General features: G+C 51.0%; 14 protein-coding genes and 2 tRNA genes. 9 read left to right on the top strand and 7 right to left on the bottom strand.

Going from position 1 to position 13,525, the window contains the following annotated elements; all coding sequences use genetic code 11:
• Together H7A81_RS19985 and dkgB are read left to right on the top strand one after the other, a co-directional pair.
• Positions 1 to 77 (top strand) — tRNA-Asp (locus H7A81_RS19985).
• A 170-nt stretch (positions 78 to 247) separates the two neighbouring features.
• Positions 248 to 1,051 (top strand): 2,5-didehydrogluconate reductase DkgB, encoded by an 804-nt coding sequence (gene dkgB / locus H7A81_RS19980; RefSeq protein WP_182058508.1) that lies wholly within the window; start codon positions 248 to 250, stop codon positions 1,049 to 1,051.
• 12 nt (positions 1,052 to 1,063) lie between these two features.
• On the opposite strand, the gene yafC is transcribed toward dkgB, so the two are convergent.
• Positions 1,064 to 1,972 carry a DNA-binding transcriptional regulator YafC gene (gene yafC / locus H7A81_RS19975; RefSeq protein ID WP_182058507.1) on the bottom strand — a complete coding sequence of 303 codons (909 nt, stop codon included), beginning with the start codon at positions 1,970 to 1,972 and terminating at the stop codon, positions 1,064 to 1,066.
• A gap of 100 nt (positions 1,973 to 2,072) precedes the next feature.
• On the opposite strand from yafC, the gene H7A81_RS19970 reads away from it, so the two are divergent.
• Together H7A81_RS19970 and H7A81_RS19965 are read left to right on the top strand one after the other, a co-directional pair.
• Positions 2,073 to 3,251 carry an MFS transporter gene (locus H7A81_RS19970; RefSeq protein WP_182058506.1) on the top strand — a complete coding sequence of 393 codons (1,179 nt, stop codon included), beginning with the start codon at positions 2,073 to 2,075 and terminating at the stop codon, positions 3,249 to 3,251.
• Between the two features lie 154 nt (positions 3,252 to 3,405).
• Complete coding sequence (locus tag H7A81_RS19965; RefSeq protein ID WP_034825421.1) at positions 3,406 to 4,206, top strand: endonuclease/exonuclease/phosphatase family protein; 801 nt, start codon at positions 3,406 to 3,408, stop codon at positions 4,204 to 4,206.
• Here H7A81_RS19965 and H7A81_RS19960 read toward each other — a convergent pair.
• From H7A81_RS19960 to gloB, 4 genes are all read right to left on the bottom strand, one after another.
• Positions 4,203 to 4,898: a cyclase family protein gene (locus H7A81_RS19960; protein ID WP_182058505.1), complete on the bottom strand. Its 696-nt coding sequence runs from the start codon at positions 4,896 to 4,898 to the stop codon at positions 4,203 to 4,205. The two genes, H7A81_RS19965 and H7A81_RS19960, sit on opposite strands and share 4 nt — an antisense overlap.
• A gap of 7 nt (positions 4,899 to 4,905) precedes the next feature.
• Complete coding sequence (locus H7A81_RS19955) at positions 4,906 to 6,225, bottom strand: MFS transporter (protein WP_182058504.1); 1,320 nt, start codon at positions 6,223 to 6,225, stop codon at positions 4,906 to 4,908.
• A gap of 304 nt (positions 6,226 to 6,529) precedes the next feature.
• A complete protein-coding gene (mltD, locus tag H7A81_RS19950) occupies positions 6,530 to 7,900 on the bottom strand; it encodes a murein transglycosylase D (protein ID WP_034825415.1) in 1,371 nt (456 codons plus the stop codon).
• A gap of 71 nt (positions 7,901 to 7,971) precedes the next feature.
• Entirely contained in the window at positions 7,972 to 8,727 is a 756-nt protein-coding gene (gene gloB, locus H7A81_RS19945; protein ID WP_166933614.1) for a hydroxyacylglutathione hydrolase, read from the bottom strand.
• Positions 8,728 to 8,767: 40 nt separating this feature from the next.
• Between gloB and H7A81_RS19940 the strand changes: the two genes are divergently transcribed.
• Positions 8,768 to 9,502: a class I SAM-dependent methyltransferase gene (locus H7A81_RS19940; RefSeq protein ID WP_160867995.1), complete on the top strand. Its 735-nt coding sequence runs from the start codon at positions 8,768 to 8,770 to the stop codon at positions 9,500 to 9,502.
• On the opposite strand, the gene rnhA is transcribed toward H7A81_RS19940, so the two are convergent.
• On the bottom strand, positions 9,487 to 9,954 hold the full coding sequence (gene rnhA / locus H7A81_RS19935) for a ribonuclease HI (protein WP_034825410.1): 468 nt from the start codon (positions 9,952 to 9,954) through the stop codon (positions 9,487 to 9,489). The genes H7A81_RS19940 and rnhA overlap by 16 nt on opposite strands.
• A 53-nt stretch (positions 9,955 to 10,007) precedes the next feature.
• Here rnhA and dnaQ point away from each other — a divergent pair, with 53 nt between their 5' ends.
• Together dnaQ and H7A81_RS19925 are read left to right on the top strand one after the other, a co-directional pair.
• Complete coding sequence (gene dnaQ, locus H7A81_RS19930) at positions 10,008 to 10,739, top strand: DNA polymerase III subunit epsilon (protein ID WP_182058503.1); 732 nt, start codon at positions 10,008 to 10,010, stop codon at positions 10,737 to 10,739.
• A 134-nt stretch (positions 10,740 to 10,873) separates the two neighbouring features.
• Positions 10,874 to 10,950 (top strand) — tRNA-Asp (locus tag H7A81_RS19925).
• Positions 10,951 to 11,029: 79 nt separating this feature from the next.
• Here H7A81_RS19925 and H7A81_RS19920 read toward each other — a convergent pair.
• Positions 11,030 to 12,523: an NCS1 family nucleobase:cation symporter-1 gene (locus H7A81_RS19920; RefSeq protein ID WP_182058502.1), complete on the bottom strand. Its 1,494-nt coding sequence runs from the start codon at positions 12,521 to 12,523 to the stop codon at positions 11,030 to 11,032.
• Between the two features lie 145 nt (positions 12,524 to 12,668).
• On the opposite strand from H7A81_RS19920, the gene H7A81_RS19915 reads away from it, so the two are divergent.
• Together H7A81_RS19915 and H7A81_RS19910 are read left to right on the top strand one after the other, a co-directional pair.
• Positions 12,669 to 13,391, top strand: coding sequence for a GntR family transcriptional regulator (locus tag H7A81_RS19915; RefSeq protein WP_182058501.1), 723 nt, complete (start codon positions 12,669 to 12,671; stop codon positions 13,389 to 13,391).
• The coding region (locus H7A81_RS19910; protein WP_370529969.1) for an aspartate/glutamate racemase family protein at positions 13,388 to 13,525 on the top strand (138 nt) is incomplete at its 3' end. The genes H7A81_RS19915 and H7A81_RS19910, both read left to right, overlap by 4 nt.

Below are 13,525 nucleotides of genomic sequence, written 5' to 3'. Positions count from 1 at the left end.
GGAGCGGTAGTTCAGTTGGTTAGAATACCTGCCTGTCACGCAGGGGGTCGCGGGTTCGAGCCCCGTCCGTTCCGCCACTTAATTGATAAGCCCTGACTTAATAAGTCAGGGCTTTTTCATGTCTAAAATTCCAGCTCAATTGTTGATTTAATCGCAATATTCTTCTGCTTATAAGCGGATTTTTCAGCAATAATAATGCTGCCACAATGTTCCCCATCGAAATCATTCACAAAACGATGAGGAAAACATGACAATCCCTGCCTTTGGTTTAGGTACTTTCCGCCTGCAAGACGATGTTGTAATTCATTCCGTAAAGACAGCACTGGAACTGGGTTATCGTGCCATCGACACCGCGCAAATCTATGAAAATGAGGCTGCTGTTGGTCAGGCCATTTTTGAAAGTGGAATAGATCGTCACCAACTCTTTATTACCACCAAGATTTGGATCGAAAATCTCACTGCTGAAAAACTCATACCGAGTTTGCAACAAAGTCTGTCAAAACTGCGCACCGAGTATGTTGATCTTACATTGATTCACTGGCCTTCACCTGGCGCAGCAGTCCCGGTGAAAGAGAGTATGCAGGCATTAATGGCAGCGAAAGAGGCGGGCCTGACGCGCCAGATTGGCATATCAAACTTCCCGATTGCGCTAATGAGAGAGGCCATTGCCGCAGTTGGCATTGAAAATATTGCGACCAACCAGATTGAACTCCATCCCTTCCTGCAAAACAGCGAGGTGGTTGAATTTGCTAAGCAGCAAGGAATGCACATCACGTCTTACATGACTCTGGCTTACGGTGAGGCACTAAAGGATGCGACCATCCAGTCGATTGCACGCAAACATCAGGCGACACCGGCACAAATCGTTCTGGCGTGGGCGATGCAATCTGGCTTCAGCGTGATCCCTTCTTCGACTAAGCGCGATAATCTGGCCAGCAATATGGATGCTGCTAACTTAACGCTTGATGCGGAGGATATGAAAATCATTTCATCACTGGATCGCCAGCAGCGGTTGGTCAGCCCTGAAGGACTGGCTCCGGACTGGGATTAAGTGACGAAGTATTCAGCCCTGCATTCGCCAGGGCTGTTGCTTAACCCACTCACTGAGAAAGTCGATAAAAGCACGTGCACGTTGGCTAACGCCCAGATCGCTGTAATAGACCGCGTTGAACGGCATCGCTACGGGGACTCGCTGTTGTGCCAACACCTCAATAAATGTCCCATCCGCGATTTCACTGTCTACCATATAATCTGACAAACAAGCGATACCTTGATCATCGAGACAAAGTTGTTTAATAGTTTCACCGCTGTTTGAGGACATTCCCGGCACGATGTCATAAAGGTCATGACCATTCTCAGACACAGGCCAACGGTTCAGGCGCAGCGGTTCTACAAATCCAAGGCATTCATGATTTGTCAAATCCGATGTAGAGAGGGGGATACCCCTTTTCGCCAGATAAGCCGGAGTTGCTACCAATTTGCGATAGCTGATAAACAGCAAACGTGCTCGTAAGGTCGAATCCGTCAGGTTGCCTGCGCGAATAGCTACATCGACTTTACGTTCAATCAGATTGATAAAGCTCTCCGACGAGATAAGCGACAGGGTGACGTCGGGGTAGCGCTCACGGAAGGGTTTAATCATCGGCAGAATCAAATGCAGAATGACCGGCGTGGCAGCGTCTATGCGCAGAAGACCTTGCGGAGCTTGCTGTCGTTCCATTAACTCATTTTCAGCAGTCGACATCTCCTGTAGGAGCTTCTGAACGCGTTTAAAGTACTGCTCACCTTCCTGAGTCAGTGCGAGCTGCCGGGTGGTGCGCGTGAGTAAAGCCACTCCAAGTTTGTTCTCCAGTTTTTTGACAGTGCGACTCACAGCCGAATTCGCCATCTGCAGTTGTTCCGCCGCACGGCTAAAACTGCCGCTTTCTACCACAGCAATAAAAACTTTCAACTCATCCGACGATGCTTTCATTATGCTCTCCTAAGCAAAAGTCTATTCTCACTTTGCATCTTTTTGTCATTAAAGCATGAGTCGATAATGGCGCCCATCAAAACATACATGGGAGTCAATCATGCCACTTGCACTCTGGGCGCTGACTATCAGCGCCTTCGCTATCGGAACCACTGAGTTCGTGATCGTAGGCTTAATCCCTACGATTGCGGAACAACTTAACATCACGCTACCTTCAGCAGGTATGTTGGTCTCAATTTACGCCCTTGGTGTCGCCGTGGGGGCGCCAGTGCTGACTGCTTTAACCGGCAAAGTGCCGCGCAAGCCACTGCTGATAGGGCTGATGGTGCTTTTTACGGTGGGCAACCTGGTCGCCTGGTTGGCACCGAACTATGAGACGTTGGTCGTTGCTCGCTTGCTAACGGGACTCGCGCACGGTGTATTCTTCTCGGTCGGTTCAACGATTGCGACCAGTCTGGTGAGTAAGGAGAAGGCTGCAAGTGCCATCGCCATCATGTTTGGCGGTCTGACGGTGGCATTGGTAACCGGAGTGCCCTTGGGTACACTGATTGGTCAACACTTTGGGTGGCGTGAAAGTTTCCTCGCAGTTTCCTTGTTAGGTGTCATTGCTTTAGTCAGCAGCATGGTACTGATACCGCGTAATGTTGCGCAGCCACCTGTTACCACTTTGGCACAGCAAGCGCGCGTCATGGTGAACCCACGCCTGCTATTAATCTATGCTATTACCGCGTTGGGCTACGGCGGTGTGTTTACTGCCTTTACTTTCCTGGCGCCGATGATGCAGTCATTAGCCGGTTTTTCCCCGACAGCGGTCAGTGTCATTCTGCTGGGGTATGGTATCTCTGTAGCCATCGGCAATATCTGGGGCGGCAAGCTAGCCGATCGTCACGGGGCTGTACCCGCGTTAACGCTGATCTTTAGCGCACTGGCGGTATTGCTGTTGATATTCCAGTTTACGGCTAATACACACTTTATGGCGCTGGCAACGGTGCTAGTGATGGGGATTTTTGCCTTCGCTAACGTACCGGGCCTGCAGGTCTATGTGGTGCAGAAGGCTGAGTCCTATGCGCCTGGTGCAGTTGATGTGGCGTCAGGACTGAATATCGCGGCGTTTAACATCGGGATTGCACTAGGGTCATTGGTTGGTGGTCATATTGTCGAACACTATGGTCTGGCTCAAACCCCCTGGGTTGGTGCTGTCATTGTTTTTATCGCGCTATTGCTGGTAAGACTGAGCGGTCAGCTCGACAAACCCCGTACTGCATTTGCCGCGGAATAATGAGGTCAACAACCCGCTAAAGGGCGGGTTGTTACCGTAATATGCTGTGAAGCTAATTCCGACAATTAACAACGCCAATTGAAACCCTGTCCTAAAATCCCTATAACTGTCAGGTGAAGTTGTAGTCGTAGTCGTAAATCAGCCAGGCGGGAAAGTGCGAAAGAAAACATATGCAATGCGTTACACAGCGGGTCAGCCTGCAGAGCGGATATTTCCGCCTGGGGCGATGTTGCATCTGGGACAGGCGCTGCCGCCTGGTGCACCGTTACCTGCGGATCCTGCATTGCGGGTTTTAGTCTGGAATATCTTCAAGCAGCAGCGGGCTGATTGGATGTCCGTACTGCAGGGTTTCGGCAAAGATGCTCACCTTGTTTTACTTCAGGAAGCACAAACCACCCCTGAGTTGGTCAAATTCGCCACCAGTAACTATCTGGCGGCCGATCAGGTACCTGCCTTCGTCTTACCCCAACATCCCTCCGGCGTGATGACGCTCGCTTCTGCGCATCCTGTGTATTGCTGTCCACTGCGTGAACGCGAACCTTTGTTACGCCTGGCTAAGTCGGCGCTGGTGACGGCCTATCCACTGCCGACCGGCGAAATGCTGATGGTGGTCAATATCCACGCGGTGAATTTCAGCCTTGGCGTGGATGTCTACAGCAAGCAACTTGGTCCGATTGGCGAACAGATTCAACATCATCGCGGACCGGTGATCATGGCCGGCGATTTCAATGCCTGGAGCCGTCAGCGCATGAACGCGCTGTATCGCTTTGCCGAAGAGATGGCATTACACGAAGTGAATTTCACGGATGACCATCGGCGTAAAGCGTTTGGCCGTCCGTTAGATTTTGTCTTCTACCGTGATATGAAAGTTAGCGAGGCTTCTGTGCTGGTCACGCGCGCTTCTGATCACAATCCACTGTTAGTCGAGTTCACGCCAACAGCGCTTGCCCGCTAAGTCTCAATGAACGCAATCGCCCGCACCGGCGAGGCTGACCCGCGCTCAATTCGAAGTGGTAGTGCAAGAAAGCAAAAGTGCACAGGCAACATCTCTAAGTTGGCCAGATTTTCGATAATAAGATTATCGTTACCCAGTACAGCTAAATGCGCGGGATTTTCTGCATTGCCAAAGGCATCGAGCGAGAGGGCATCGGTGCCAAATACCTTTACACCTTTTGCAATCAGATAAGCAGCACCTTCCGCAGAAAGCCCCGGCCAATCCTGCAGAAATGCGCTGTGATCGGGTTTAAGAGCCCATTTTTCATGCCAGCCTGTGCGAAAAATGACGATGTCATCAGCCTCAATTGCGCCAAAGTCCCTTTCCCAAAGTTGAATATCCTTAACACCAAAAGTGTGGCAGGGCGCAATATGTCGCATATCCAGCAGCAGGCCCCGGCCCATTAACTGGCATACATCAATGTTTTCAATTGTCTTGCCACCTTCAATAAAGTGTGAGGGAGCATCGACATGAGTCCCGCAATGATCCCCCATGATTATCTGGCAGTTATAATTTCCATCGCCGCTTGAATAAGTTTCATTATCTGCACGGATAAATTTCGGGTGTGTCGGCCATACGGGCATGCTGGTTTGATGTAAATGACTAAGTTCTACTATTTTGCTGCTGCGAATCTGTTTCCAGAGAGCTGTCATGTCATCCTCACTTATTCACATTTACCGTTTCTTTGAGCAGGGCAAGGGGAATGCAAGAAAGCAGCAGCATCCCGACGATTACGGCATAGTGCACGCTGAAACCCCACGTATGAATAATCCAGCCGCTAACAGGGGCGACCAGAATGCCAGCGATACCCACCGCCAAACCAATCATCAATCCAAGGCTCGAAGCTGCTGCATGAGGTGAAGAATCAATCAGCAGCGCATACGCAACAGGATAGGGCGAATTGCGGAACAGCCCCCAAAAAATCAGGATCCCCCAGGCAAGTGCAGCAGAATGAATAAAAATGCAGAGCGAACAGGCAAGGATCCAGCCCGCGATAATGATCGTCAGAGATGTCTTACGCCCGCGTTTATCCGAAAAACTGCCCCAAACGATCTGACCAATCCAGCCGGTGATGCCCGAAGCACCCGAAATGATGGCGGCGGTGGATAGGTCCAAACCGACCTCACGTGTGAGTTGAAGGGTTAAGAAGTTTGCAATCCCCATTTCAGCCCAGATAAAACCAAAGACCAGTGCAATCGCCATCAGGCAATTACGGTTTTTAAGGCAGCTAAAGGAATTTTTCAGGCTGGATTTCTGCGGTTTGGCTTCGATCGGGCGAGTCAGTTTGTGTTCGTCGATCCAGTTAAAGACGCGTTGATGATTTTTTTTGGTTCCTATAATCAACTGCAATACCACGATGATTAACCCGATCAAAGGGATAAACAGAAATGCATGGCGCCAATCACCAAACATTAAAATCGCAGCAATTAAAATCGGACCAATGAATTGCCCAAGCGGAAAACCGGTGTGATGTACGCCAATGGCGAAACCTCGATTTTCTTTTTGCCACCACTCGCCGAGCAATGCCACATTAATTGGCTCTGAGCCGCCGGTACCCATCCCCATAAAAACACGCAGCGCCTGAAATGCCCCCAGCGATTTGCAAAATGCTGTAGCAACACCAGATATGATCTCCACCAAAACGGCCAGGCACCAGCTATAGCAGCGGCGATAACCGCTACCGATATAATCGGAAAGCAGGCCAAATAGAACCGCACCTGACAACGTACCGAAGAAGCTTAGCGAGTTAATCCACCCAGCCTGCACTTCACTAAGATTGAAATCCTTCATTATTGCCGGCAATAGGGTGGGTAAGATGATACGGTCTATCGAGTTCATCAAGATAGCAAGTGTCGTGATGACCAGCATGGCCCATGATAAAGGATGGGCACGTGGTAACCAGCGTGGTGTTGTCGTGTTCGTTTGCTGCCCTGAAGCATTATCTGCTTCCTTAAGCTGTTCGTTAAGGCTATCGCTCATTCTCAACCCTTATCCTACCGATGGTTTATCGAATCACTGAACTCACGGTTCAGCGATAGAGTGAATGCACGCCATGTAACATTTAAATTACGAATGCGGCGCCTTTCGTTAACACTATCGGTTGGCTTCTACCATACAAGTTGCTCCGGGTGGATATTTGACCAACATCACGTCTAAGGGTTTTTAATCGGGATAAAAGTCTTCAGAAGGGAATGAGGAGAGAGGAGAAAGATAACAGGTTGCCACGACCTCGTTGAGGTAATAAAAATGAAAAAGGCTGACAAAAGTCAGCCTTTTCGACGCATTAGGTATCAGGTGTTGCGCTATTCTTCACAAACAGCGTGAGCTTATCGCCCGGCTGAATGTCTTTAGCGTCACTGTTCCAGCGCATAACATCCTGGGTGTTCACACCATGACGTTTTGCAATACTGGCAAAAGAATCACCCTTACGAACACGGTAGGTGATGCTGTTGCCGTTATCAGCCAACTGCGTTGCTTTGCCGCCCACCGTCAATTTCTGACCGATGCGTACTGAAGCACTACGCAAGTTGTTCTGCTGTTTCAGTGCACTGACGCTGACGCCAAGCTTGTTAGCAATTGCTGACAAGGTGTCGCCTTTACGTACCGTGTAGTTGTTTCCTGCTGCACTGACTTTCGCCATTTCAACAGGCTGCACGGATGCAATGTCACCGGATGCCAGTGAATTGCGCAGCTTAGCAACGTTGGACTTAGGCACCATAATATAGTGCGGTCCGTTTGGCGCAGTGGTGCCGTTTTTATAACCCGCATTGAAGCTCTTCAATTTGTTGAGCGACATGCCGGCCATATCTGCAGCCTGCGTCAGTTCAATCTGCTGTCCCACTTCCACACGTGCTAAAGCACGGCTTTCGTTCGGGGTCGGCAATTTGATACCGTACTGCTTGTTGTTCTTGAGGATTTCACTCAAGGCCAACATCTTAGGTACATAGACCGTGGTTTCGCGTGGTAACGATAAGTGCCAGAAATCAGTCGGCTTGCCGCGCGCCTTATTCTGTTTTATCGCTTTCAGCACGCGTCCTTCACCGCTGTTATAGGCGGCCACTGTTAACAACCAGTCACCGTCAAACATACCGTTCAGACGCTGCATCATATCCAGCGCAACTTTGGTCGAGGCCACCACATCGCGGCGTCCGTCATACCATTGGTTCTGTTTCAAACCATAGTTTTTGCCCGTTTGTGCAACAATCTGCCAGATGCCAGCGGCATTCGCAGAAGATGTTGCATGTGGGTCAAAAGCGCTCTCCACTATGGGTAGCAGTACCAGTTCCATCGGCATTTTACGTTTCTGTATCTGCTCGACAATCCAGTACATGTACGGCTCTGCCCGTAATGTTACATCGTGGAGATAGCTCTTATTTTTTAAAAACTTTGTTTTTTGTTCGCGGATCCGGGGGTTTTCCGGAATCCCCATCTTCAACTCGTCACTAATGTGATTCCAGAGATCGGTATCTTCTGCGAGGCTTGTTCCATCATCCTGCCAGCGCTGCGATAATAATTGATCTCCGTACTTTCCATTTTCACCTTGACCAGCTGAAGACAGGCTCTGTGCATGCTGTACGGGGATATTGGCGTCATTCCTTGATGCCTGACATCCTACCAGCAAGACCGAGGCGAGTAAGATCGCTTTAGCCTTCATGTGTGTGTCAATAGTTCGCTTAAAAGACGAGCAACTATACGTTAGGGGTACACACAACACAACCTTAAATATCAAAAACGGTCTTTCTTCTCGCGTAGATCAGCGAAAGTTTGCCATAACGGGGAGGAAGCAACATTAGTCCCCAAAGCCTTTTGTAAATCAGCATCTTGCGTACGGAGAAATAAATTTATATCCCGCTCAAGTGCCAGTTTTGTTGGCAAAGTAATGCGATTTTCTGCACGTAAGTCCTTAATTTGCTGATACCTTGCCAAAATTTTCGGGTCATGAGGCAGAATAGCCGCAGCAAACTTCATATTGGATAAAGTGTACTCATGAGCGCAACAAATCAGGGTATCTGCGGGGAGTTCATTAAGCTTTTGAAATGAATCAAACATTTGTTCTGCTGTGCCTTCAAATAATCTTCCACAGCCGCCAGAAAACATCGTGTCACCACAGAAAAGATAAGGTGAACTGAAATATGAGATATGTCCTAAAGTGTGTCCGGGTGTTGCGATGACACGGAAATCTAGCCCAAGCAGGGTAAATTCATCATTCTCGGCGACGATATGTTTTGCCCCCTTATCCGCGGTTTCCTCTGGTCCGTAAACCGCGATATCGGGATAGTGTTGCAATAATTCGGCGACACCGCCGACATGATCGTGATGATGATGCGTGAGTAAAATGGCCACCGGTTGCCACTTGTTGACTCTGATTTTATCCAGCACCGGTTGAGCCTCGCCGGGATCGACGATCAGACAGTTTTTATCATCGTCCGTCAGTGTCCAGATGTAGTTATCCTGCAACGCGGGAATACTGGTAAGATTCATAAACACCTCTCAGGTCGTAGAAAAAGGATAATGGTAGAGCATGAAGCCAGCGAAAACACGCCAGGTTCTGACTGCGCCGCGCTCCTGGCGCGATATGCCATGGGGCGATTATTTTCGCGATGCACTCACGCAGCAGTTGCAGCCTTACCTTGGAAAGCTGTATGGCTTTCATATGCTTAAACTTGGCAGCCTCAGCGCAGAAATCAATACCAGTCAGTGTGCCATATCGCATCAGGTAAATGTGGGCATTGAGGGCGATGACTTGCAGGTGATCGCCAATACCACGCAATTACCTTTTGAAGCGAAATCGATTGATGCTTGTTTGATGGCGCATACCCTGGCATGGAGTCAGGATCCCCATCGCGTGTTACGAGAAGTGGATCGCGTCCTGATTGACGATGGTTGGATGATTATCAGCGGGTTCAACCCGTTCAGCTTGCTGGGGATCAGCAAAGGTATCCCGGGTTTGCACGCCCGTGCGCCATGGAGCGGACGCATGTTCAGCCAGGTACGCTTGCTCGACTGGCTCAGCCTGCTCAACTATGAAGTGGTCTATCGCACCCGTTTTCAAGTGGTGCCGTGGCATCGGCAGGGCGGCAAAGTGATCAGTGCGCACCTGCCCGCGCTGGGATGTCTGAACATTGTGGTGGCACGCAAACGAACATTCCCATTAACGCCCACCAAAGCGAAGAAGAGCTTAAACAAAGCGCAGGTCAGACAAACGGTGAATGCCACCCGGCAATTTCGTGAAGTGAAGGATCAGGATTCGACCTGATAGCCGACATCATCCTGCGTCGGATGACCGGCTGCGCTGCGTGCCAGTTCGTCGCAGCGCTCGTTTTCCGGGTGACCGGCGTGGCCTTTTACCCATTCCCACTTAATTTCATGGTGGCTGAGCGCGAGATCGAGCCGCTTCCAGAGATCGACATTTTTCACCGGCTTTTTATCGGCCGTTTTCCAGCCGCGCTTTTTCCAGTTATGGATCCAACTGGTGATGCCCTGGCGCACATACTGACTGTCGGTGCTGAGCACCACTTCGCAGGGCTGCGTTAGCGCCTCTAACGCCACAATCGCCGCCATCATTTCCATGCGGTTGTTTGTCGTGAGTCGATAACCGGCGCTGAACTCTTTTTCATGTGGGCCATAACGTAAAATGGCACCGTAACCGCCGGGGCCGGGATTGCCCAGGCAGGATCCATCGGTGAATATTTCTACCTGTTTGCGCATCTCTGGTAGACTTCCTTCTGATAAAACGCCAAGTCTGACATAAAACGAGTCCTATGAGCACTGCAAATAACCGCCAGATCGTCCTCGATACCGAAACCACCGGCATGAACATGATCGGTGTGCACTATGAAGGACATCGCATCATTGAAATCGGTGCGGTTGAGGTGATTAACCGTCGCCTGACCGGCAACAACTTCCATATGTATCTCAAGCCCGATCGGCTGGTGGATCCGGAAGCTTTCGGCGTTCACGGTATTGCCGATGAGTTTCTTGCCGATAAGCCGATGTTTGCAGACATCGCCGATGAATTCCTCGAATACATCCGTGGTGCAGAGCTGGTGATCCATAACGCGTCGTTCGATATCGGCTTTATGGATTATGAGTTTGGCATGCTTAAGCGCGGTATCGGCAAAACCGACACCTTCTGTCAGGTGACAGATAGCCTGGCGATGGCGCGTAAAATGTATCCAGGCAAGCGCAATAGCCTCGATGCACTGTGTAATCGCTACGAAATCGACAACAGCAAACGTACGCTGCACGGCGCATTGCTCGATGCCGAAATTCTGGCTGAAGTGTTCCTGATGATGACGGGCGGCCAAACTTCGCTGGCTTTCTCTGCGGAAGGCGATCAGAGCAGCCAAAATACCGGCAATAACATTCAGCGCATCGTGCGTCCGAGTTCAGGATTACGCGTGGTCAACGCCAGCGATGATGAGATTATCGCACATGAAAGCCGTCTGGATTTAGTGTTGAAGAAGGGCGGAAGCTGCCTGTGGCGTGCCTGAATGGGCTGATTTTGCGTGGAAAAGAAACGTAAAGCTGAAAAAATCGGCAAACGATTCATTCCCTCAGAAAAAGCATTGACGGTTCATAAGGCTACCATTAATATTCGCCTCGTTCTCGACGGGGAACAAAGCGCGGAGCGGTAGTTCAGTTGGTTAGAATACCTGCCTGTCACGCAGGGGGTCGCGGGTTCGAGCCCCGTCCGTTCCGCCAATCATTAAAGAAGCCGATGCAGAAATGCATCGGCTTTTTGCTTTTTCAGGCTGGCATCGGCGCCAACCTGATCATCAGATCAATCCTTCTGCACCGCCACTTCCTGACGATAGGTGCCCACTGAGACTTCACGATCGGCGCGAGCCAGCCAGCGATAGCAACCTGCACCTAATGCCACACCAATAAACCAGCTGAAGTTTGCCACGGCATGCAGTGACGGAATAAAGCTGATCACCAGGCAAATACCTACCGACGGCAGCAGTGCGGCAATCGCTTTCGGGTTAAAGCCACCGCGATACCAGTAGCGTCCTTTTGGTGTGTCATCAAACAGGTCGTCCACGTAAACCTTGCTGCGCTTAATCAGATAGAAATCGGCCACCAAAATGCCAAACAGCGGGCCGATAAAGGAGCCCAGCACATCCAGCGTGTAATGAATCAACTCCGGTGACTGGAACAGATTCCATGGCGTCAGCAGAACAGAACCCACTGCGGCAATCATTCCACCGGTACGGAAACTGATTTTCTGCGGTGAGCAATTTGAGAAGTCGAAAGCCGGGGAAACAAAGTTCGCCACGATGTTGATGCCGATAGTGGCGATAATCATGGTGAGTAAACCAATCGCGACGGCGACATCATTGCCAACCATGCTCACGGTCTCAATGGGATCGGTAATCATGCGGCCGAACAGCGATTGGGTACCTGACACGATCACCACGGTGACAATCGAGAACAGCAGGAAGTTAAACGGCAGGCCCCAGCGGTTCCCCCGGCGGATTTCCCCCATGCTTTTACCGTAGCGAGAGAAGTCACCAAAGTTGAGTAATGGGCCAGAGAAGTAAGAGACCACTAATGCGGTGGCGGTGATCATCTGCCAGGTTTGCTCACCAGTGTTTAACTGCTTGCTGGCCAGCGTAAAGGAGATACCGTCAAAGCCGGTTTTGTATACAATCCAGCCCGCCAGCGCCACCATCACCACGTAGACAGCCGGACCCGCCACATCGATAAAGCGTTTAATCGCGCTCATGCCGTGCCAGAACACCATGGCCTGCAGGAACCACATCACGCCGAAGCAGCACCAGCCGAGTTGAGATAGCCCCAGCCAGCTGCTCTGCGTCATCCCGCTTAATGAAGGGAAGAACTTCAGCAGTACCAGCATCAGCGCATTAGCCGCTAAATAGGTTTGAATGCCATACCAGGCGAAAGCGATCAGGCCGCGAATCACCGCGGGGATATTGGCACCAAACACGCCGAATGCCTGACGTGAAATCACCGCGTAAGGCACGCCCGCCATCTGGCTCGGTTTGGCGACGAGATTGGCACACAACTGTACGATGCAGATACCTACCAGCAGACAAAGCAGCACCTGCCAGCTCGCCAGTCCCAACGTAAAGAAGCTGGCGGCGACCACATAGCCACCCATGCTGTGCACATCCGACATCCAGAAAGAGAAAATGTTATACCACGACCAGTTCTGGTCGCGCGTGGGCGCCAGATCTTCATTACACAGGCGTGGACTGTAGTGGGCGTTGGCGCCAGAGGCCACCCCGGAGGTCACTTCAGAATGATTTGGCATGAAACCTGCTCCTCTAACAACATGGGAAAAATAATCACAGCGTGAAACGGTATTGCAGGATCCAGGCCAGAATTGATTTCTTGTATACAAAAAATTAATTTCACGTATACGATGTGCTGTGCACAGACACTTACCGGAGCAGGTAATGAAGAGCGAAACAGGCCAGAAAACGGCTGCCGATCTGAATGATCGCGACGAACCCATCTATCAGGCATTACTCACTGCCATTGTTGAACATCAGCTGCCGCCGGGCAGCAAATTGCCAGAAGAGGCGCTATCAGAAGTCTTTGGTGTGAGCCGAACCGGCATTCGCAAGGTGCTACAACGCCTCGCGGCGGTGCAAATGATCACCTTGTCGCCCAGGCGTGGTGCACAAGTGGCCACGCCGGGCGTTGACGAGGCGCGAGATATCTTTGCCACTCGCAGCTTACTCGAGTGCGCCAATTTGCCCGCGGTGCTGGCTCACGTTCAGCCACCACACCTTGCTGCCCTGAGCACACTCATTGAGGAAGAGCAGCAGGCTCACGAACAGCACGATGGTGCGGCGGCAATTCGGCTCTCTGCGGCTTTTCATATTCAGCTACAGGCGATTTCCGGTAATCAGGTGCTGACGGATATGGTGACGCGCCTGACACAGCGCTCATCATTAGTGATTGCCGCCTATGGTGCGCCCTGGCAGCGCGGGTGTCGTTGCGATCATCACGATCGGCTGGTGGAGCTACTGCGGCAGAAAGATCTTCCCGCGCTCACCGCAGCCTTACAGCATCACTTCGAACACATCGTGGCCAGCCTGCATTTTGAGCGCAGCGGCGAAACCTTACCCGACTTCACCCGGTTATTTTCCGGTCACAATGGAGCCGCATCATGAGCCTGATTCAGGTGATCAACCCCAATACCAGCCTGGCGATGACAGAAACCATCGGTGCAGCCGCACGTGCGGTAGCGGCACCGGGTACTGAGATCCTTGCAGTGTGTCCAAGCCAGGGCGTGCCATCGATTGAA

Source organism: Pantoea sp. ME81, from assembly GCF_903970985.1.
Lineage (GTDB): Bacteria > Pseudomonadota > Gammaproteobacteria > Enterobacterales > Enterobacteriaceae > Pantoea > Pantoea communis.
Note: the sequence above shows the minus strand (reverse complement) of the source record. Positions and strands in the feature narration are given on the sequence as shown.